Source organism: Herpetosiphon gulosus (assembly GCF_039545135.1).
Taxonomy (GTDB): Bacteria; Chloroflexota; Chloroflexia; order Chloroflexales; family Herpetosiphonaceae; genus Herpetosiphon; species Herpetosiphon gulosus.
This window is the reverse complement of the sequence record NZ_BAABRU010000008.1, coordinates 120,251-140,861: the sequence shown is the minus strand read 5'-3', so window position 1 is coordinate 140,861 and position 20,611 is coordinate 120,251. Positions and strand designations below refer to the sequence as shown.

9 protein-coding genes are annotated in these 20,611 nt (G+C 50.5%); 5 read left to right on the top strand and 4 right to left on the bottom strand.

From position 1 onward, the window contains the following. Position 1 precedes the first annotated feature (1 nt). The 3 genes from ABEB26_RS12675 to ABEB26_RS12665 are packed head-to-tail and all read left to right on the top strand — an operon-like array spanning position 2 to position 2,669. A complete protein-coding gene (locus ABEB26_RS12675; protein WP_345722381.1) occupies positions 2 to 868 on the top strand; it encodes an ABC transporter permease in 867 nt (288 codons plus the stop codon). Beyond that, the gene (locus ABEB26_RS12670; RefSeq protein WP_345722380.1) at positions 865 to 1,650 is read left to right on the top strand and encodes an ABC transporter permease; all 786 of its coding nucleotides are present in this window, start codon (positions 865 to 867) and stop codon (positions 1,648 to 1,650) included. The genes ABEB26_RS12675 and ABEB26_RS12670 overlap by 4 nt, the downstream gene beginning before the upstream one ends. Further along, entirely contained in the window at positions 1,647 to 2,669 is a 1,023-nt protein-coding gene (locus tag ABEB26_RS12665) for an ABC transporter ATP-binding protein (RefSeq protein WP_345722379.1), read from the top strand. The genes ABEB26_RS12670 and ABEB26_RS12665 overlap by 4 nt, the downstream gene beginning before the upstream one ends. Before the next feature lie 52 nt (positions 2,670 to 2,721). Here the strand turns inward: ABEB26_RS12665 and ABEB26_RS12660 are convergent, their stop codons facing one another. Both ABEB26_RS12660 and ABEB26_RS12655 read right to left on the bottom strand, forming a co-directional pair. Continuing rightward, complete coding sequence (locus ABEB26_RS12660; protein ID WP_345722378.1) at positions 2,722 to 10,839, bottom strand: malectin domain-containing carbohydrate-binding protein; 8,118 nt, start codon at positions 10,837 to 10,839, stop codon at positions 2,722 to 2,724. Between the two features lie 371 nt (positions 10,840 to 11,210). After that, entirely contained in the window at positions 11,211 to 14,360 is a 3,150-nt protein-coding gene (locus ABEB26_RS12655) for a malectin domain-containing carbohydrate-binding protein (RefSeq protein WP_345722377.1), read from the bottom strand. Between the two features lie 585 nt (positions 14,361 to 14,945). Here ABEB26_RS12655 and rocF point away from each other — a divergent pair. Further along, positions 14,946 to 15,872 (top strand): arginase, encoded by a 927-nt coding sequence (gene rocF / locus ABEB26_RS12650; protein WP_345722376.1) that lies wholly within the window; start codon positions 14,946 to 14,948, stop codon positions 15,870 to 15,872. Between the two features lie 58 nt (positions 15,873 to 15,930). Here rocF and ABEB26_RS12645 read toward each other — a convergent pair whose 3' ends face one another. After that, positions 15,931 to 17,958 (bottom strand): choice-of-anchor B family protein, encoded by a 2,028-nt coding sequence (locus ABEB26_RS12645; protein ID WP_345722375.1) that lies wholly within the window; start codon positions 17,956 to 17,958, stop codon positions 15,931 to 15,933. Between the two features lie 147 nt (positions 17,959 to 18,105). Here ABEB26_RS12645 and selD point away from each other — a divergent pair, with 147 nt between their 5' ends. Then, the gene (selD, locus tag ABEB26_RS12640) at positions 18,106 to 19,152 is read left to right on the top strand and encodes a selenide, water dikinase SelD (protein ID WP_345722374.1); all 1,047 of its coding nucleotides are present in this window, start codon (positions 18,106 to 18,108) and stop codon (positions 19,150 to 19,152) included. A gap of 175 nt (positions 19,153 to 19,327) precedes the next feature. On the opposite strand, the gene ABEB26_RS12635 is transcribed toward selD, so the two are convergent. Next, a complete protein-coding gene (locus ABEB26_RS12635; RefSeq protein WP_345722373.1) occupies positions 19,328 to 20,479 on the bottom strand; it encodes a metallophosphoesterase in 1,152 nt (383 codons plus the stop codon). Between the last annotated feature and the right edge of the window lie 132 nt (positions 20,480 to 20,611).

The following is a 20,611-nucleotide window of genomic DNA, read 5'->3' as shown; positions in this document are numbered from 1 at the left end:
AATGGCTAAATGGCGCAACTGGCTTGGATTAGCGCCAGCAAGCATCATTATGCTCGGTTTGTTTGGTAGCAGCCTTGGCTATGGCATCGCCCAAAGCCTTGGCTGGCTAGCATTTTTAGATCAGCGCGAGCTAAGCTTGGCGGCCTATCGTAATGTTTTGCTCGGCCAGCAGCTTGGCAGCCAATGGTGGTCAGCTCTGCTTTTTTCGGTGTGGGTCAGTCTTGCCGCCACGCTTGGCTCGGCATTCATTTGCTTGGGCTTGCTCAGCAGCATCGCCGAGCGTCAACAGCACTATCGCGGGCTAAGCATTGTCAGCAATTTGCACTTAGCGATTCCGCATAGCGTTTGGGCCATGGCCTTGCTGTTGGTGCTTAGTCAAAGCGGCATCTTGGCCCGCATCGGCTTTGCCGTCGGTTGGCTCGACCAGCCCAAGGATTTTCCGGTATTGGTGCGCGATCGCTGGGGCATTGGGATTATTCTGGCTTATATCACCAAGGAAGTGCCATTTTTGCTGCTCATCGGCTTGGCAACATTACGTCAACAAGGTCGAGCCTATCTTTTGGTGGCCCAAAGTTTGGGGGCTAATCGTTGGCAACGCTTGCGCTTGGTGCTTTGGCCGCTCTTGGCTCCCAGCTTAATCAGCGGGAGCTTGTTGGTGTTTAGTTTTATTTTTGGAGCCTACGAAGTGCCAGCCTTGGTTGGGGTGCGCTACCCTGAAATGCTAGCAACGATGGCCTTGGAGCTATTTCTCAATCCCGATTTGCAAGCGCGAGCTGAGGGTATGGCTGTAAGCATGCTGATGAGTTTAATTATTCTGGTAGTGGTGGGCTTGGCTTGGCGGTGGCGACGAGCGGAGCAGCAACCATGAGTTATCGCAGGCAGGTATTGCTCTTAGCGTTGTTATTAATTGTGCCCATCGCAATTTTTCTGGTGTATGCCTTTGCTCAAGGCTGGTTTTTTCCGACGCTGTGGCCTGAACGCTGGGATAGTGGGCTGTTTATGCGTCAATTGCGCGATCCACAGGTGCGGCGGGGGTTTGAGCAAAGCTTGATCATCGCGATAGGCGTGAGTGGTTTAGCGCTGATTCTCGGCTATCCAGCAGCACGAGTCTTGGAATTGCAGCAATTTCGTGGGCGTGGCTTAATCTATGGTTTGTTTTTTCTGCCAACGGTCGTGCCGAGCGTTGCCACAGGCATTGGCTTGAACATCGTATTTTTGCGGCTAGGCTTGGCTGGCACGCTGTTTGGGGTGATGTTGGTGCATTTGATTCCAGTTTTGCCGTATGTGGTGCTGACCTTGGGCAGTAGTTTGGCCCATTATGATCGTCATTATGAACATCAAGCAGCGGTTTTGGGCGCTAGCCCATGGCAAGTATTTTGGCGAGTCAGCCTGCCTTTGCTCTTGCCAAGTTTGGTGGTGGCTGGTGTATTGGCATTTTTAATTTCGTGGAGCCAATATGTGCTGAGCTTGCTGATCGGCGGCGGCAAGATTATCACCCTGCCGCTGTTGTTATTTTCAGCAGCCAGCGGCGGCAACTATAGCCTGATCGCCAGTTTGAGCCTGATTTTTATTGCGCCGCTCTTGCTGTTGCTAGGCTTGGTGGCTCGCTACTTGGGTTCGCCAGCAACAGGAGCTACACCACGGCCATGAGTTATTTGCAACTTGATCAACTAACTAAATTGTATGCACAACAGACCATTCTCCAAAATATCAATCTAATGCTCAATCAAGGTGAGTTTTTGGCCTTGCTTGGGCCTTCTGGCTCAGGCAAATCGACGATTCTAAAACTATTGGCAGGCATTGAAGCACCGGATGCTGGCGAGATTCGGCTGGCGGAGCGTTTGCTGAATCCTGTGCCTGCTCATCAACGTGAGATTGTTTTGCTGTTTCAGCAGCCCTATTTATTTCCGTTTCTCTCGGTAGCCGAAAACATTGGCTTTGGCTTGAAAGCTCGCAAAACACCCAAAAAAATAATTGTCCAAAAAGTGGCTGAACTTTTAGAATTAGTTGAATTGAGCGGCATGCAGCAGCGCAAACCGCAGCAACTATCAGGCGGGCAGCAGCAGCGCGTGGCGCTTGCGCGAGCTTTGGCAGTTCAGCCCAAAGTGCTGTTGCTCGACGAGCCGTTGAGCAGCCTTGATCCCGAAATTCGGGTTAATTTGCAAGGCGTGATTGCGCGGCTGCATCGCGAATTACACATGACCACCATCATCGTGACTCACGATTTAAGCGAGGCCTTGGCGTTGGCGCAACGCACAGCCTTATTGATCAACGGTGAAATTATTGCCGATTTGAACTCAATGGAACTATTTGAGCGACCGCCCAACCGTGCCGCCGCCCAATTCGTGGGGGTTGGAGCAATTATTGCGGGGCAGATGCAAGGCGCAACATTTTGCAGCAGCCTTGGTCAATTTAATGGAAACTTTGCCCCGAATACAAGGCACGTTGCAATTCGGCCTGAGCATATCCAAATTAACGATCAGGCTCACCCTCAAACTATTGCAGCCCAAATTATCGAACGGCGCTACCTTGGTGAGCGCTGGGAATATCGTTTGCAAACTAACGAGCAAATGGTTGTAGCACGCGAAACAGCCCAAGCAATTCGCGAAATTGGCCAAACGGTGTATGTGCATTTCCCTCAGCAATGGCTATTTGCGCTCAACGATTAAACAAAAACATCCGGCGGAGCATAACACTCCACCGGATGCTGAAGCTCAGTGATTAGTTATCTTTAGCCGTGTAAGGCAAGAAGACCACATAGGTTGCTGTGCCAGTCGTTGCGGTTGGCGTAACCGAAGCAGTCGCGGTTGGCGTAGCTGTTTCAGTTGGCGTTGGCGTAATTGTTGGCGTATTGGTGATCGTTGGCGTAATGCCTGGCTCCAAGGTTGCCGTGTTGGTTGGCGTGTTGCTTGGAGTTGGCGTATTGGTATTGGTTGGTGTGTTGATTGGCGTTTCGGTTGCTGTGGCCGTTGCCGTATTGGTTGGGGTATCAGTGGCCGTCGCCGTTGCCGTATTGGTTGGGGTGTTGGTGGCGGTCGCCGTTGCCGTATTAGTTGGCGTGGCAGTTGCCAACGAACCAAACCAATTAATATCCAAGTAGTTAATCTTGGTATTGGTGCCACCAACTGGATCAACCGTCAACTTACCATCGCTGACCGTAACTCGCACGGTGTTGGTTTGATGCAAGCTGGCTGCGCCATTCGAGGCATTAGCCGGCGGCACGAATTGGTTGATCGCCACCACGCCTTCGATTGTAACGTTATGCGACATTGCTGAGCCACCAGCTTGGGCATCGCCGACCGCCACGGTTACATCATAGACCCCGTTTGGAATCGATGCTTCCCACTTGCCGCCACCAGTGGTCAACTGCATGTGCATCAAGGTATCCAAACGTGGATCGCTATTGACGCTACGGCGACGTGGATCTGTGATCAAGCTCTTGGGCTGACCAGCACTATCAACCCAGCCATAGGTTAGGCCAGAGCCTTGGCCTGGATCGACACGCAAACCATAACCTTGGCCATAATCCTTGGCATAGCCATTGGGCACAACCCCAGCATCGTTGGGCTGGAAGTTGACCTTCAAGAAGAAGGTGCCTTCGGGCGTTGGCGTGAAGGTACCAATTGGCGTATTAGTTGGCGATGGCAAGGCGGTTGGGGTAGCAAAGGTCATATTTTGCGCCCCAAAGACCTCGATTGCGCTCACGGTTGGGCGGCTAGCTTCAGGTGCGAACTTGATATTCAGCACCCCATCAGTCACATTGACTGTGAATAAACGGGTATCAGCAGCTTTAGCACCAACAGCGAGGGTTGGGTCGTAGTCGTTGAGCACCCGCGTTCCTTCGAGATTAACATCGAAGACCCGCTTGCCAGTGCCACCAGCCACGCCGTTCGCCACCCCAAAGAAGATTTCGGCGAAGTGCAAGCGCACGGTGTATTGGCCGCTGGTTGGCACTGGAATCGCATAATCCAAGGTTGCGGTGGTTGCGCCCGTGGCAAAGCGATCATCGTAATACAACACATCGTTATCGGTGTTGGCGACATCGCCTAAGCTGCCTGGGTTCGAGGTGCTACCATTTTGCGAATAGCTATCGGAAGCCCAGCGCACACCATCAGGTGTGGTCAAGCTGCTGAAACCGCCTGCATTGAAGCGGGTCAACAATGGCAAGACCTGTACTTGCAACGAGGTTGCAACGCTGCTTGAGCCATTGCTGGCGGTGACGGTTACGTTATACGTGCCTTTGGTTGCAAAGGCATGGCGCACCTTACCAGTGCTTTCGTTGACCACTGGAGTGCCATCGCCAAAGTTCCAAGCAAAATTGACGTTGCTGCCACAAGCCACCACAGCTTGGAAGGTAATTGCATCGTTAGGCGATGATGGGCCGTTCGAGACCGCCACCACTTGCTCGATTGGCTTATCGCCAACCAAGATCGTCACGGTGTCGCTGGTGCTTGCGCCGCCAGCATCGGTTGCAGTAAAGCGGAACACCAAGGTGCTAGCGCTAGCTGGAGCGGTAAAGCTACGATTATTGCCACTACCCGACAAAGTAACCGTTGTACCTTCAAGTTGGGTCCAAGCACCAGTTACGGTCGTGTTTTCATAATCACTGCTGGTGCCAGCCAAATTCACGCTAGCATTTAGCGCAACTTGCTGATCAGCCCCAGCATTGGCGGTTGGTGGCACATTGCCATTGACCGTGCTTGCAAAGACCTCAATTGCTGAGATTGAAGCAAAGTCCATTTCAGCATCAAATGCTAGTTGCAATTGGCCATCGATAACCGTAATTCCATCGATTGGCACAATGACGGCGGCGCGAGCAGCCCCAACCGAGCCAGTGATATCGAAGTTGTCGAGGATAGTTTCGCCTTCAGCTCGAACATCAAACACCCGTCGGCCTGGGCCAGCAGCCCCACCACCAGGCGCACCCCAGAAGAGTTCGGCGAAGTGCAAACGCACATCGACTTTTTGCACCGTGGCAGGCACACTCAAGTTATAGGTAATCGTGCGAGTTGCATTACCCACATTGCCACGATAGGTCTGATAGAGCGTGTCATCGAGAGTATTGTCGATTGCTGGCGTACCAGTGCCTTCAGCCGCAGCATTGCTTGGCTCGAATAAGCCAGTATCAGCTTGCCAAACGTTGCTGGCGCTATCGGTGAAGCTGTTGGCGCTGCCAACATCAACCCGTGCCAAAACTGGCCGCGCGGCGGTGGTTTCGTCAAGCCCAATCACAAATTTATCAAAAACCGCGTTGAAGGTTGTACTGGTTTTGTGGGTGGTCAAAATGCCTGCATTAACCTTGCGATCAAAGAAGCGTTGATAGCGCCCACCGGTCAGGGTCACTTGGCCCAATGTCGTAAAGCTTGGGTTAGGATTAGCTGCGGTAATAATCCGATAGGCAGCCGTGGCCACCCCGGTTTTTGGATCGCCAGTCAAGCGCAATTCGGTTGCTACAACATTGGCAGGGCTAGCAATGGCTGGGCTAGTTGCCACAGTTGCACTTGTCCCATTAGTTTCGTTGGTAAAAACGATGACTGGTTGGGTGCTGGCTGAGCTAAGCATCACTTTCAGATAATTATCTTGCTCCATGCCCCAGAAGATGCCTGCTTGACGATTGGCACTGGTAAAGCCCGCCACACTGCCATCGATCCGCGTCGTAATTGCAAAACGTGAGGCTTGAGCGTTGAACGGCAGTTGCAAGGCATTAACTTGGGTATTGGTTGTGCCATCCTGGGTGCCTGCAGGCGACACCAAGGTCAGCGTGCCGGCTCCAGTAGTGTTCATCGTCAGCAGCGTTGGGTCATATGACGAACCAACGCTAATCTGTTTGAAGTCATTCTTGTTGCGTTGGGTGATTGGGAAGCCCGTGCCAACGCTGGTGTTATCAATCAAGGTATTGGGATAATTTTGATTGAATTCCAAGTTGAGGCTAGGCGTGCCAGGCATTGCCGCCACGGTTGAATCATCAACAGCCACAAACTCAGGCCGAATGTTGTTCACAATATAAACATTATCGTTGTAGTCGTAGTTGATCCCGTTAAAGTCCATCGAGAGCACATAACTATTGGGAATCAAGACCCCGTTGCGATCACGCAATGGCCACGCCCGTAGATAGTGCTTGCCAACTGGATTGTTGTATTGAGGATCGCCCCATGCGGTTTGTGAGATGATAAATTGGAACGTTCCAGTTGGGTTCAAATTGATATCAAACAAATCACTGCCATCATACAAGCGTGGCAAGTAGGTTTGACCATCGGATGGATGGTGGGTGCTAGATTCTTGCAGGGTTGTGCTGCCTTGGGCTGCCCAAGCAATATCGCTGGCGGTGCTCGTGGTACAGCACTGGTGTAAGCCAGCCAATTGCACCACCCGCACTGGTTTGCTTGAATCAAAGCGCGTCCAGTAAGGCGAAATCACTTCTTCGCCAATTTGAGTTAATGCACCTGAATCAGCATTCCAGGTTTGGCCTGGATAAACGATCCGCACATCATAACCAAAGAAATCCATAATTTGTTGGATATTTGGTTCATCGTCGCCCTCATTTTGGGCTTGCCACCAGCCACGAAGCTCAATGATTTTATTCGGCTCAGCAGCATCATTGGTCTTGAGCAACATCTGGCCCGAATAGGCAATCCCAGGAGGGTTGCTACGAGGGTCATTTGGTGGCGTGAAATCCAAGCGAATATCACGGAATGTATTGGGCTGCAAAATCGTTGGCAAACTCAAAGTACCGCTCAACGTCCATGAGCCAGTAATGGTCATGCTGCTCAGAATCAACGGCCCAGTGCCGGTGTTACGCACCCGCACCACACCCGTATTGCGGAAGTAGTTGCGTGTGCCACTGCGTGCAGCCGGATTTTGAATCTTGCTAAACATCAGCCAATCGTTATAGGGGATGTTATGCGATTCAACATTTTCGATTTCCAGCTGACCAGCGCCGAAACATGCCCCAGCCAAGACTTGAAGCGTCATCATAGTTTGGAGTTGACGCACAGCACTCTCGATGGCTGAACTAAAGTTTTGATCATTGTACTGACGGGTACTCACAGCACCGTCAATTGCTGGCCGATACATACCTTTGAGACCAAAGGTAACACCACCAGAGCCACCCTGTGGCCCACCCAAAATCACCATCGGGATATAAACCCGATTGGTTGCTGGCGGCACAGTTACGGTTGGGGTCACCGTCACGGTTGGCGTACCAGGCGTAACTGTAATCGTTGGCGTAACGGTCGCGGTTGGTGTACCAGGCGTAACGCTTGGGCCAACAGTTGGGCTTGGCGTAAAGGTATTGGTCGGTTGGGTTGTACCAGGCGTGGTTGGCACTGGTGTGGTCGTCACGGTTGGCGTATTCGATGGCGTAGCCGTATTGGTTGCCGTCGCCGTGCTAGTTGATGTTGGTGTATTGGTCACCGTGGGCGTATTAGTTGCCGTTGGTGTATTGGTTGGCGTATGGGTTGGGGTTGGGGTTGGTGGCTCCACATAGGGAGTGATCGTCACAAAGTTGATCTTGGTGTTGATCCCACCATTGGCATCGATGGTTAAGCGATTATCACTAACCGTCGCCACAACCGTTTGAGTCGAGTGGCGGGTTGGTGCACCAGTTGCCCCCGATGAGGCAAAATTGTTAATCGCATTCACGCCTTCAACATTGATCGTATGCCGATCAAACTCTGGCACTTGCTGGGTTTGGGGATCGCCCACGGCAACCGTGACCGAGTAGATACCGTTGGGAATTGCAATTTCCCATGAGCCAGGTTCTTTGACCCCACCGAAGCCACCGGAAAGATCGTTGGCTCGCATGTGCATCAATGAATCGTAGCGTTTGTCGATATTAGCGACAAAACGATAGCGGCCATTGGTATCAAGCAGAATTGGGGTGATCGTATTGGGGTTGACCCAGCCATAATACAACGAGCCATCGCCTTGATCTTTTTCGTTGCGATTACCAAACGCTTGACCCCAATCGCGCATGTAGCCAAGCGGCACAGCAGTCGAGGCACTTTGGAAATTGATTTGAATTGGTGTGCTCATGCTTGGCAAGCGCACTGGCCGCACATTGCGCACAATAAAGACCAAATCTTGATATTCTAAGCCAGCCGTAGCCTCTTCAAAGACCACCACATAGGCATTGGTAACGGTTGAATCGTTGGTCGTTTTAAGTGGGTAAACCCGCATGTGATGAGGGTTAGCTACATCAAAGCTGTTCAAGCTATCTTGACCATAGACCAAGCGATTAGCGTGGGCTGGCCATTGAGTATAGAAATCGAAGAATTCATAGCCTGGATCGAGTGTCAAACTACCATTGATGCTTGGATTCAAGCGTTGAGCACTGGTATTTGGCACTGAGAAGATGCTCGTGCGATTGGCCCCAGCGCTCTTGACTGGATACCAACCCAAAGTTAGGGCCGTGCTAGCAGGACCACTTGGGGCAAAGACCGCCAATGGTTCTAGGGTAATCGGCGAAGTTGTCGCACGGGTGAAGAAATCGGCCACAATTTCTTGGCCAAGCACCAACGATGTCCCATTAGCACTATGGATCGGTGTTGTCGATGGATCATCATCGCCAACATTCATCGGGAATTCGTAGGTATCGAGAATCCACTGCAACGATGGCTCTGTGCCATTGGCATAGACCAAGCCGCGTAATGCCCCATCGATTTTGGGATTAATTGGGTCGTTGCTTTGAATTTGGATAATCGCGCCTTTTGTGCCCAAGCTGGTGGCAGCATTAGCTCGCATCACCACATTCAAGCTCAAGGTTGCGCTTGGAATTAAGGTTTGTGGGAAGCTTGGCAAGTTGGTAATCACAAACGAGCCAGCCTCAGGCCCAATTAACTGCACACCTGTTACGCTCAAATTGGCTTGACCAGTGTTACTGATCACAAAGGTTTGAGTCGTTGAATCGAGTGTACCAGCGGTTGGCCGTGCCAAATTAAACACGCGCCGAGCTGGGCGAATATCAATCCGTGGTTCGGGCTGAATATCAGGTGTCAGCAGATAGATTTTTTCGGCCAAATAGTCGGAAACATATAAGTTGCCGTTGGCGGTATTTTCAATCACATCAAGCGGCCCTGAGAAATCTTTCATCCCAGGTAGGCCACCTTGTTCGCTGATAATTTCTTTGTTAGCACCAATTGTCAGCACAACCAAGTCTTTGCTACCGCTGTAGCGCGTAACAATCAACTTGCCTTTGAGTGCGCCATTGAAGGTGTTTGATTTATATTCGATTGTGCCGTTGGGTGATTTGTGTAAGCCGAAATCCCATGAGAAGCCGCGATAGTTGCGGTCGGATTGCGTACCAACTGGATAGCCAACATTGCTGCCACCAGGCGCAACTTCAGCGGGATCGACGGCTGAACTTGGGTTACCGCCGTTCAAGACCCACTCACAACGTTGCGGGTTGGGATGCCCATAATAGCCACCTTGATCAACCCGATAGAGAAAATCGGATTGATCAGGAATGCGGGTATTCGAGCTTGACGATAGTTTTGGCACATCTGGACCAACATATGCGCCATTGGTCGCAAAGTCGATCCGATTTTGACATGGAGCATAGTTTGACAAATTACTTGGGGTTGGTGGGGTATTACCACCAGCAGCCGAGCCATTGGTCGCCGTATACAACTCGCCATTTGTATGCCAAATCAAGTCGTAGGCGTTGCGTACACCTGAGGCATAAATGGTGACAGGCACATTTACAGCAAATGGATCGTAGGTGCCACCATCTTCAGTTTGCACATTCAATGGTAACGAGCCGCTGGCTAAGGCAGTTTGATTGATCCGCAGCACTGCAGCGCCTAATTTATGCTCTGGCCGCAAGTTCCAACCATTATCAATATGACCCATGGCGCTATTGCTACCAACAGTCATATACAATGCGCCATCCGGCCCAAACACCAAACTATTTGAAAGGTGATCGCGTGATGAGCGCGGCATGCCAATCAAATAATCTTGGGCACTGGTTAGATTGGCTCCGGTCAGGCGCGTAAGTTTACCGCTCCAATCGGGGCCGTTGCTCAGCGCATAGGGGCTGTGAGTAATCCACAAAATTGGGCTGGATGGGGTTGAGGCTGGATCAAAGACCAAACCAATGATCATGCGATCTTGGGTTGTACCAGTATAGGTCCGCACCGTTTGGATGGTCAAGCTACCAGCACTATCCAGGGTTCCATCGGGATTGATACTATAGCGCACAATTTGGCCTTTGACCGTGGCAGCGTAGAGCTTGCCATCAGGGCCAATTGCCAACGAAGTATAGCCAGAATCATTGGGCATGGTAATGCCCGTCGCAACTTTGTTAAAACGAATGTTGCCAGTTGCCGCAGGGCCACCAGCACTCCCAGTCGTAAAGGTCGATTCATAGGCTTCAAACGGTTCGCCAGCAATATCAAGTAGCAAATTGTTCGCAGCTACCCCCACATTCACCCGAAAACGATATTGGGTAAATGGGTCGAGATAATCGTTGGGATTGAGAATAATCACATCGCCCGCTGCCGAGGTGGTTAAACGGGCGGCGATTTCATAACTATCAATCACCCGAATCAATTTGACAGAAGCTGCTGTCAAGGTTTGGGGGTCAAGCCCGCCATTAGGAATATACACGTTTGCTGCAATGAAAATATCACGGTTGACCGAGGTCGAGCCGTTGAGCGGCAAGGTATCGGTTACCCGTGGTGCCTCTAGTAGGGCTTTAGCTTGAGTTGGCGTGAGTGGCTGGCGAGTTACCGCCGGAACCGCCGCTGCCACCATGGTTGGTGGTGCGCCCACAAGCCAAAGGTTGCTAAACAAGAATGCTGCGAGCACCCCATGCAACCAACGAACAATAGACCGCTTCATGGTCATGACCCCTCCTGGAACAGCTTGTGACCCGTAGCGAGTGGTGGCCTTTCAACGCTTAACGCGCAAAAAACCGCATCAATCGCGATCGATCAAAAAAAGAGCATTTGCTACGGGACATCGTTATCGATCAGTATATCAGTTGAGATTGACTAAAAGTACGGTACTGTTATATACAATGGTACTAATTTTGTCAATCCTTGCATCGCAAATTTTGGTTTTCTTGGCCAGCATTTGCATGAATTTTAATACTTTTTTGTTATATTTTAATGTTTTAAAAAACATTTTTAAGGAATTCACGTCATGACTAAGCTGTGAGTTTTGAGCAAATACGGAGCCATCCGCGCGTGATGGCTCCGTTGGAATCGGGCTTAGTTTTTGACGGTATACGGCAGCCAAATTCGATAGGTCGCCGCGCCTTGGGTTGCCGTAGCGCTGGGCGTTACGGTTTCGGTCGGTGTGTTAGTCGGCGTATTACTTGGCGTGGCCGTGTTGGTCGGTGTAAAGGTCGCCGTCACCGTGCCAGTCGATGTTGGCGTTGGCGTATTGGTATTGGTCGGTGTATTCGTGATTGTTGGTGTTAGCGTATTGGTTGGTGTGTTGGTTGCCGTCGGCGATGGTGTATTGGTTGCCGTTGGCGATGGCGTGACCGTTGGCGTAACATTGGCAATGTTGAGAATTGGCCCCCAAACCTCAATCGCCGAAATCTTGCCTTGATCAACATTGCCTGGCTGGCCCGTTGGCAAACCAATATTGACCGCACCATCAGTAATATTGGTGGTAAAGGTCTTGGTGATTGGCCGGAAGGTTGCGCCAGTTTCGCTGAAAATATCGAAATTGGTCAACACCGTTGTGCCTTCAAGCTGAACATTGAATTTACGCTGGTTCGGCCCAGGCCGGCCATTCGTGCCCCAATACAGTTCGGCAAAGTGCAAGCGCACCGCATACGTACCAGTGCTGCTGACCGGAATTGTATATTGCACCGCTGAGCCGCTGGTATTGCGTTCAGAGCAGTACAACCGATCAAAGTCGCGGGTCACATTGTAGATTTGGGGACACGAAACGCCTGGAATCAAGACATAGGTGCCGCCACCAGTTGAATATGGACGGTTGGCACTCGTATCAGGACTCCAAGCAGCTCCGTCGTTGGTCGTCCAATCACGATCACCACCGTTGATCCGCGCCACGATATCGCGATAACTCAAGCGGAAGAAATCGAAAATAAATGAGATGGTATTTGGTGTGCCATGATTGGTTGCCAAAATTCCCGCTGGCGTTCCCGTATTGAAGAACCACAAAGGAACATTGATCGTGCCAATTGCTGTCCAGTTGCCGCCATCAGTTTTATAATAGGCGGTCATGGTCTGAGCAGCAGGATTGCCGTCTAAGCGCAGGTCGATATTGCTCACACCAGGCAATATCATGCTCGGATTATTATTGGTTGGATCGATTTGCAAGTTTCCGGCAACTTCCATGGCAAATTGCAACCCTGTGTCGCCACTCGTACCGTCGCCATTCAAATTGGCCGTTGCCACCAATTTCACGTAGTTATCTTGGTTGGGGCCGAAGAACAAACCTGCCGCTTGATCGCCCTCAGGCGTGCGCCCAAGGAACATTTCGGTGATCCGCGTTTCAACTCGGAAGTTGCGATGGGGATCAAAGCCTATTTGCAAAGCGTTGGATTGGGTATTGATCGTACCAGCATTCGTGCCTTCGGTGGTGATGATGTTGGTAAAACCACCAGCAGCGCCAACTGCAATCTTGGCTTCGGCGGTACGAGTAACTCCGTTGGTAATTTGCACCCCAGTAAAGCCCGTATTGGCAACCTTACCTAGCGGTGCATCACCAGGATTCCAATTGAATTCAACGGGTAATTTGGTGTTGTTGCCGTTTGCTGCATCAAAATACAACTGATCATTGACATCAAGAATGCCATCGTTATCGTCGTCAGGATCAGTCAAATCGGAAATCATGTCGCCATCAAAATCGTTGGGCACGCTGGCACGGCTACACAAATTGGTAGCATTTTGATCTTCATCAAAATCCGAGTAGCCATCGTTATCGCTATCGACCGCACTAGAGTAGGGCGGCGGTGGCGGACAATTGGGTAAATCTTCTGGCTCAAGGATGGTAATTGCATCGCTGCCAAATTCGGCCACATAAATCACACCCTTGGCATCGGTCACCACATCAAGCGGTTGATTGAACTTGGCCAAGGTTTGAATCATGGTTGGGTTGCCATTCGCATCAAGCTGAACGCGGCTGACATCTTGATTTTGACCATAGGTTGCGACAATCAAATTGCCTTGCAACGCACCACCAAAGGCATTGCTAATGTACGCCGTAATCCCATTAGTGGATGGGCGGAAATCGTAGGTCAAGGCTGGTGGATTGTAGTTTGGTGGCGTTGGCAAACCCTGGGCATTACCATTGTTCAGCACACATTCGCCACGGGCAGGGTTGGGATGGCCACCATACGAGCCTTGAGTCACAATTTTCAGGGTATCGGGCAAATAGCGTGGGTTAATTTCCACCCCACCAGGGCATTGAGCGGCACTCGGCGTATCGCCATAGCCATCGTTGCCACCATTGACATTGGCATAAAACTTATTATTGAGCCAAATAAAATCATAAACATTGCGATAGCCAGTCGCATACATCTCAAATTGGCCAGCAAATGGAGCTAAAGCTGCCGCATTATTGACATTTTTGACATCAATGCCTGCTGAAGGAAAGCCTGCATCGCGCACATTGGCTCGCAAAATTGCCGCCGAGAGATAATATTCGGCCAAATTGCTAAAGTGAGCGCTTGGTGCACCATTATTGGTATTGCTCGACGACGAGATATACATCCAGCCATCTGGACCCCAAACAATGCTGTTGGTGCTATGGTTCTCGCGTGAGCGCGGCAAACCCTTAATAATATCGGTAGAGGTTGCAAAATTATTAGTGCTGACCAATTTGCTAATTGTGCCCGAGCGGGTGTTGATTTTTTGCGAGGTTGTATCGCTGTTGTAGCCATAGCGTGGGTCACTATGCGAAACATACAAAATCATGTTCGATGGCGTTGAAGCCGGATCAAACAAAATCCCCACCAACTGACGACCATTCACCCCAGTTGCAGGCGAACCGTCGTCGTTAGTATTAGGATAATTGTAGATTGTTTCGATCACCTGAACGGCGGTAGCTTGATGGTTGGTTGGGTTGAGCGTAATTGCAAAAATTCGCCCATTAAACTGGCCGACATACAAACGCCCATCGGGGCCGAAGATCATCCCGGTTGGGCTATCGAACAACGAAGCGCCAGTTAATGCCGAACTCGAATTAAAAATCGTTTGGCGAAAAAAACTAATGCTTCCAGAATGCACATGTTGCCGCTCAGGATTATAACTATATTGAACTGTTGAGCGAGTTTGGGCGGCTGCATCATGGGTCAATGGTTGCAACAGTAATCCACCAGCCAACAGACTGAAGATTACGAGCATCACAACCACCCGCGCATGAAACTGTCGTTTGATCATCACAAATCCTTTCGAGAACATGAGCTAAGCGCAGATCAACCTGCTATTGCCAAATTCCTGCTGGTGCTACGCCTATGATCGTGCCTAGATTAGTGCGGCATGTCAAGCGACAGGCTAAGTCGAATGGGAATGTGGTGACATCTTAACAATTTTGGCCATGCCGCAAATGGCATAATGCTCATAACTCGTCCTCTAATTGTGAACTATAGCGCATAGCAGCATGCTTGTCGTGGGAATTATGGCCTAAACCCAGGCGCTATTTCTGTGATGATCGCTCCTACACCTTATGGGTGACCTATGGGTGATAAAAGTTAAATGGCTTTAACCTTTAACCCAACTTAGCGCACATATCAGCAGAACCACACACTCCAGGGGCTGCTCAAGCCTATCGTGATAAAAATAGCGAACATCAAATGAGTCTATTACAGCATATGGTTGGTTTTTTGTGCGCACGGTTTTTTAAGAATTAAGCCTGTGCTGGAGCCACATGATCAGCAATTGCCCTCAATTGGCCAGCTATCGGTTAAAATAGGCCTAGGCTTTCATTCAATGGTGCATGAAAGCAAGATTCACTAGGAGGTTCTTGTGCTAATCGATCTTATCGGTGTCCCGCTCGATTTGGGTGCAGGGCGGCGCGGCGTGGACATGGGGCCAAGTGCAATTCGTTATGCAGGCTTACGTTCACAATTAGAGGAGCTTGGTCATACCGTGATTGATCGGGGCAATCTCACGGCCAGCATCGCCGAAACCCTGCCCGTCGGCGACCTAACGTTGCGCTATTTCGAGCCAATTCGTGATACCTTGATTCAATTAGCCAGCGAGGTTGATCAGTCGTGTAGCCAAGGCCATGTGCCAGTCGTGCTTGGTGGTGACCATAGTTTAGGCTTGGGTTCGGTTAGTGGAGCCGCCCACAATCGTGATATTGGGGTGCTCTGGATTGATGCCCACGGCGATTTCAATATTCCTAGCACTTCGCCTTCGGGCAATATTCATGGCATGCCCTTGGCAGCACTGTGTGGTTACGGCGATGAACGCTTGATTCATTTGAGTGGTCAGCGCCTAGCAAATTCGATGATTAACCCACATCGAGTGGCGTTAGTAGCGGTGCGCGACCTCGACCCCGAAGAGCGCCAATTGCTCACCGAGGCTGGAGTACAAGTCTTTGCCACTGAATATATCGATCGCTATGGCATGTATGAAACCATGGTACGGGCGATCAGCGTTGCCAACCAAGCTCGTGATGGTTTCTATGTCAGCTTCGATCTAGATGTACTTGATCCTGCGGTTGCGCCTGGGGTTGGCACACCTGTGCCTGGTGGCTTAACCTATCGCGAAGCCCATTTGGCCGCCGAATTGATCGCCGAATCAGGGCGCATGATTGGCTTAGATATTGTCGAAGTCAATCCAATTCTTGATGATCGCAATCGCACGGCAACAGTTGCGGTTGAAATTGCGCTCTCGACCCTAGGCAAACGGGTCTGGCACAAACAGCATCCGCGCACTGCGCTCTAAAATTAACGCAACAAGCGGGGCAAATGCCCCGCCTGTTGATCTCCAAAGGATTTAAGCGTTATTCCGCCCGAATCGCAAAGGGCAGCCAAATTTTCCATTCGGTTTGTGGCGGCGCTTGCACCACCACGGTTGTTGTATCCGTTTGCGAATTGGTGCCATTGCTGGCGGTTAACTCAACCGTATAGTTACCAGCGTTTGGATAGGTATGGCTAATCGTGGTATTGGTTGAGGTCACCACAGCAGTGTTATCACCAAAATCCCACGCATAGGTTACATTCGTACCAGCCTGAATCGTCGCCTCAAAATTGGTAACATCACCAGTAGTGGTTGGGCCATCGTTGGTTGCTTCCAAGCCAGCAATCGCTTGATCAGGAGTGCTGGTTGGTTCGCGTACCAAAATCAAGCCACGTGAAATATCGCTGATCATCAAAGTGCCGCTTGGCAAGTAAGGATAAACCCCCCAAGCCCCATCGAAATCGGAGTCATTGCTACCAGGATAGGTATCGAAGAAGGCTGCTTCTTGGATGCTATTAGGGTTAGTCACATCAAGAATCGTCAAACCACGCAAATAGTTCGACATGTAATATTTATTACCAATCGTATAGCCGTTATGGTCGATTGCGGCGGTTGGGCCGTCCCATACAGCGCTAATCGTTGGATTATCCAGATCATGAATATCCATGGTACGAACGCGGGTATTATGACCTAAATTTTGTTCATCCAATTCGTCTTGAATGAACAGATACATTTTGTCATCACTATACCAGCCCGAGTGGGTGTAACCACTGCCTGAATAAGGCCGTGAACTAATGTGGAATGGATTGGCCGAATCGGTAATATCCCAAATTTCGACCGACGATTCGCTGAAATCGAACAAGATTTCGCACGAGGCTTGGTGGCCAGGCGCACATGCCGAAGTCCGTGAATCGGTAATAATCATGCTGGTGTCGTCGTGGGTATAGCTAATATTCGTATCCGGCACGCCAGTATCAATAATTTGCGGAGTCAACGGATTGCTCATATCAAAGGCGCGAAACACGCCTGAATTCAAGCGACTGCCGTTTTTACCAACCCCGTTCATATACAGCACAGCCGTTTTGCCAGGCAACGCCACATTGGTGCTGAGATCAACATTCTTAATATAGACGGTGTGCGATGAGCCAAAGTCAGCGGTATAGGTTGCCGCCAAACTAACCGAAGGTGTTGGATCACTCAAGTGATTCAGATCGACAATCTGCAAGCCTTGAGTGCGACTTTCGGTTGAAAGGTAGGCATAGGCATTCCAACGATTTTGAGCTTGGTTGAAATATTGATAGACCTTAACTTCACGCCACGATGAGCTATTGCCTGGCACCGTGCCAATCACCACCGGATTGGTTGGATCAGTCACATCAACCACGCCAGTACCGTTGGAGACCCCAATAATCGCATATTCGCGATCAGTATTGAGATCGACGTGGCCCCACAAATTACTGCCGGCACCGGCACCATTACCATTTACCCGAAAACTTGAGAGTGGCACACTGCCCAAAAAGTCGATGCCACTACACTCGAAAATCCCAGCCATGCCATTCGTACAAGGCTGAGCAGTACTTGGGGTTTCCAATTCGCTAGGAATTTGCATCCGCTCAAGTTCTGGGCTATGACGACCATCGCGATCTTCAACCCGCGCAAAGCCAATTGCCGCCAACTGCTCCCGATAGCGGCTGGGAATCCCAGCAACATAGGTTGGGTTGGCTTGGGGATCTTGCTGCATGAAATTATCACGAGCACTATACCCACCGCGCACTGGAATTTGGAGGCTCAGCAATAAGCCTACCTTACGAGCATCGTAGCTATAATCGCCAGCAGCAACCCGAATTTCATCACCTTTGCCAGTCCCACGGCTAATCGCATAATCGATCGTCAAACAGGGCTGCCAAATCTTCGAACAATCACCCTCATCTTTGCCAAATGGTGCAACATAAATCTTATGATCATGATTGCTATGGGCCGAAATCGAAGCAATTGGCGCTAACACAAACGCCGCCAACACCGCAAAACCGACCGCTAACGAACGCGACCAACGTCCATTGTGTGTGTGCATGCCAGAACCTCACTGTAGGACCATCGGAAAAAACAGGGGCCGCCTTTGGAGATGCCCTATTATACGCGATTCTTAATATGTGTATAATGTTAAACGGCTGATATTGCTAAAATTCTTTAATTTCTATGTAATTTAGTGAGCATACTCATGGCTGATCGTGAACAAATTCGGCTGACTGAGCTAGCTTCTTGCGCTGGCTGAGCCGCCAAAATGGGGGCAGGTGCTCTCAGCAATTTAATTAGTAGCTTGCGTTTACCCAGCAGCCCGCAGCTTTTAGTTGGCCTCGATGTCAGCGATGATGCAGCGGTCTATCAACTTAACCAAGAGCAAGCGTTGGTGCAAACGGTGGATTTCTTTCCGCCGATTGTTGATGATCCCTATAGTTTTGGGGCGATTGCCGCTGCCAATGCGCTAAGCGATGTCTATGCCATGGGTGGCAAGCCGATTTTGGCTTTGGCGATTGCCGGATTCCCACGCGATTTAGATCCAGCGATTATTCAAGCAATTATGCAGGGCGGTGCAGATAAAGTTGCCGAAGCCGGAGCCGTATTAGCTGGCGGCCATACGATCATTGATAATGAGCCAAAATATGGCTTATGCGTGACTGGTTTAATCGATCCAGCCTTAATTACCCGCAAAGCCCAAGCCCAAGCGGGCGATCAGTTATACCTTACCAAAGCGCTCGGCACAGGCGTGATTAGCACCGCCAGCAAGCGCCAAGTTGGCGAGCCAGCAGATTTAGCAGCAGCAATCGAGAGCATGCTCAAACTCAATCGCCAAGCAGCCGAGCATATCGCGGCACTTGGCACAATTCGCAGCGCCACCGATATTACAGGATTTGGCTTGTTGGGCCATGGCTTGGAGTTGGCTCGTAATAGTGGGGTTGGGCTACAGATCAATAGTCGGGCCTTACCATTGTTGCCAGGAGCCTATCGCTACGCCCAAGCCGGAATTATGCCCGGTGGGTTGCATACCAATCGCGCTTATGTCGAGCAACAAATGCCAGTTAATTATGCAGAAACAGCTGATCCAGCCCATCAAGCCTTGTTATACGATCCCCAAACCTCGGGCGGCTTGTTAATTGCAGTTGTAGCCGAGCATGCCAATGCCCTCGAACAGCGTTTTGCCCAAGCTGGCGATCCACTTTGGCTAATTGGCGAGGTGATCGAGCAGCAAGTGCTTGAAATTATTTAATCGAGGGAGCAGGGAGCGGCATTGAACGCAGAGGGTCAGTAGGGGCTAGGGGTCAGGATTCAGGGATGAAGCCACACAGTGGGAATATCACAAGTCGCTTGGGGATAGCACGATGATAATAGCAATCTATGCTCATCTGTGGCGAAAAACTTAACTTCGTGCTTTTCATAGCCCTCTAGTCCCTGAGAGCTGACTCCTGCCCCCTTGTTAAACGCACCACGCTAATTTCGGGACGCTTAGCAAAACGCAGCGGTGGCCCGGTAAACCCCCATCCACGATTGACATAGATTTGGCTATTGGCAAGTTGATAGCGCCCAGCCACAAAATGATCACGCGAACGTACAACACTTTCGGTTAAGATTGGAACCCAAATCTGGCCACCATGAGTATGGCCAGCCAAAATCAGCTGCGGCCCATACGCCTTTACCACGCTTGGCGCAAAAATCGGGTTATGCAAGAGCGTGATGCAGGGATCGCTAGCCCGTAACTTGGCAAATGCTCGCGCCGGATCAATACTGCTATGGCTCCAGCCATCACCATCATCATGTTTGGGGTCATCTAAGCCCACCAAATTTAAACGGTCAGCGCCACGCCGAATAATCGTATGCTGATTGATCAACAGCCCAAGATCTGCTCGTTTAATCGCCCAAATCATACGATCAATATCGCCAGTATAGTAATCGTGGTTGCCGAGCACCGAAAAAATGCCTTCGCGGGCTTGCAATTGGCGCAGCGGAACAGTTGCATCATCAGCAAATTTCGCATGCTGATCAACAAAATCACCAGTGATCGCCACGATATCAGCATCAAGCTGGTTAATTAATGATACGGCGCGGGCTACATCAGTGGCGGGAGTATAAGCACAGACATGTAAATCGCTTAATTGCACAATTTTAAAGCCCTCAAAACGGCTAGGCAAATTGGCAATCGGCAACTCAAGCTCAACAATTTCAGGGTTGAATGGCTCAATCACACTGCTATAACCAACCAAACCACCCAATAAGCCAGCTTCAAGCATAAAACGCCGCCGACTTAACGTTTCGGCATTAGGAGCGGCTGCAACCACTAAATCGGCTTTAGTTGCAGCAAGTACGCGGCGGCCAAGCCACAAGGGATGTAGCAATACCAGCAAACCAAGCACTAAGGGCAAACAGAGCAATGCCCGAAAAAGCCATTGGCTCAGCCAGAAACGCCAGCCAGTTTGCTCGGCCAGCCACTGCCAATCTTTGAACCATGCTAAATTCCAGCCAAACATGCCGCCCAGCAGCGCCATACCAGCCAGCCAAACGCTGATACTCAGCCCCCAAAAACTCAGCTTACGCACCACAAGCCTGCTCTCCACATATATTACCGGCTTCATCATTCTAGCACTCAAGTATGCTGGCTCACTGCAATCAATACAATCAATCGCTAGTCCACCCTCGCAATTAGGAGTTGCACTGAAGAACAGAGAGCAAAG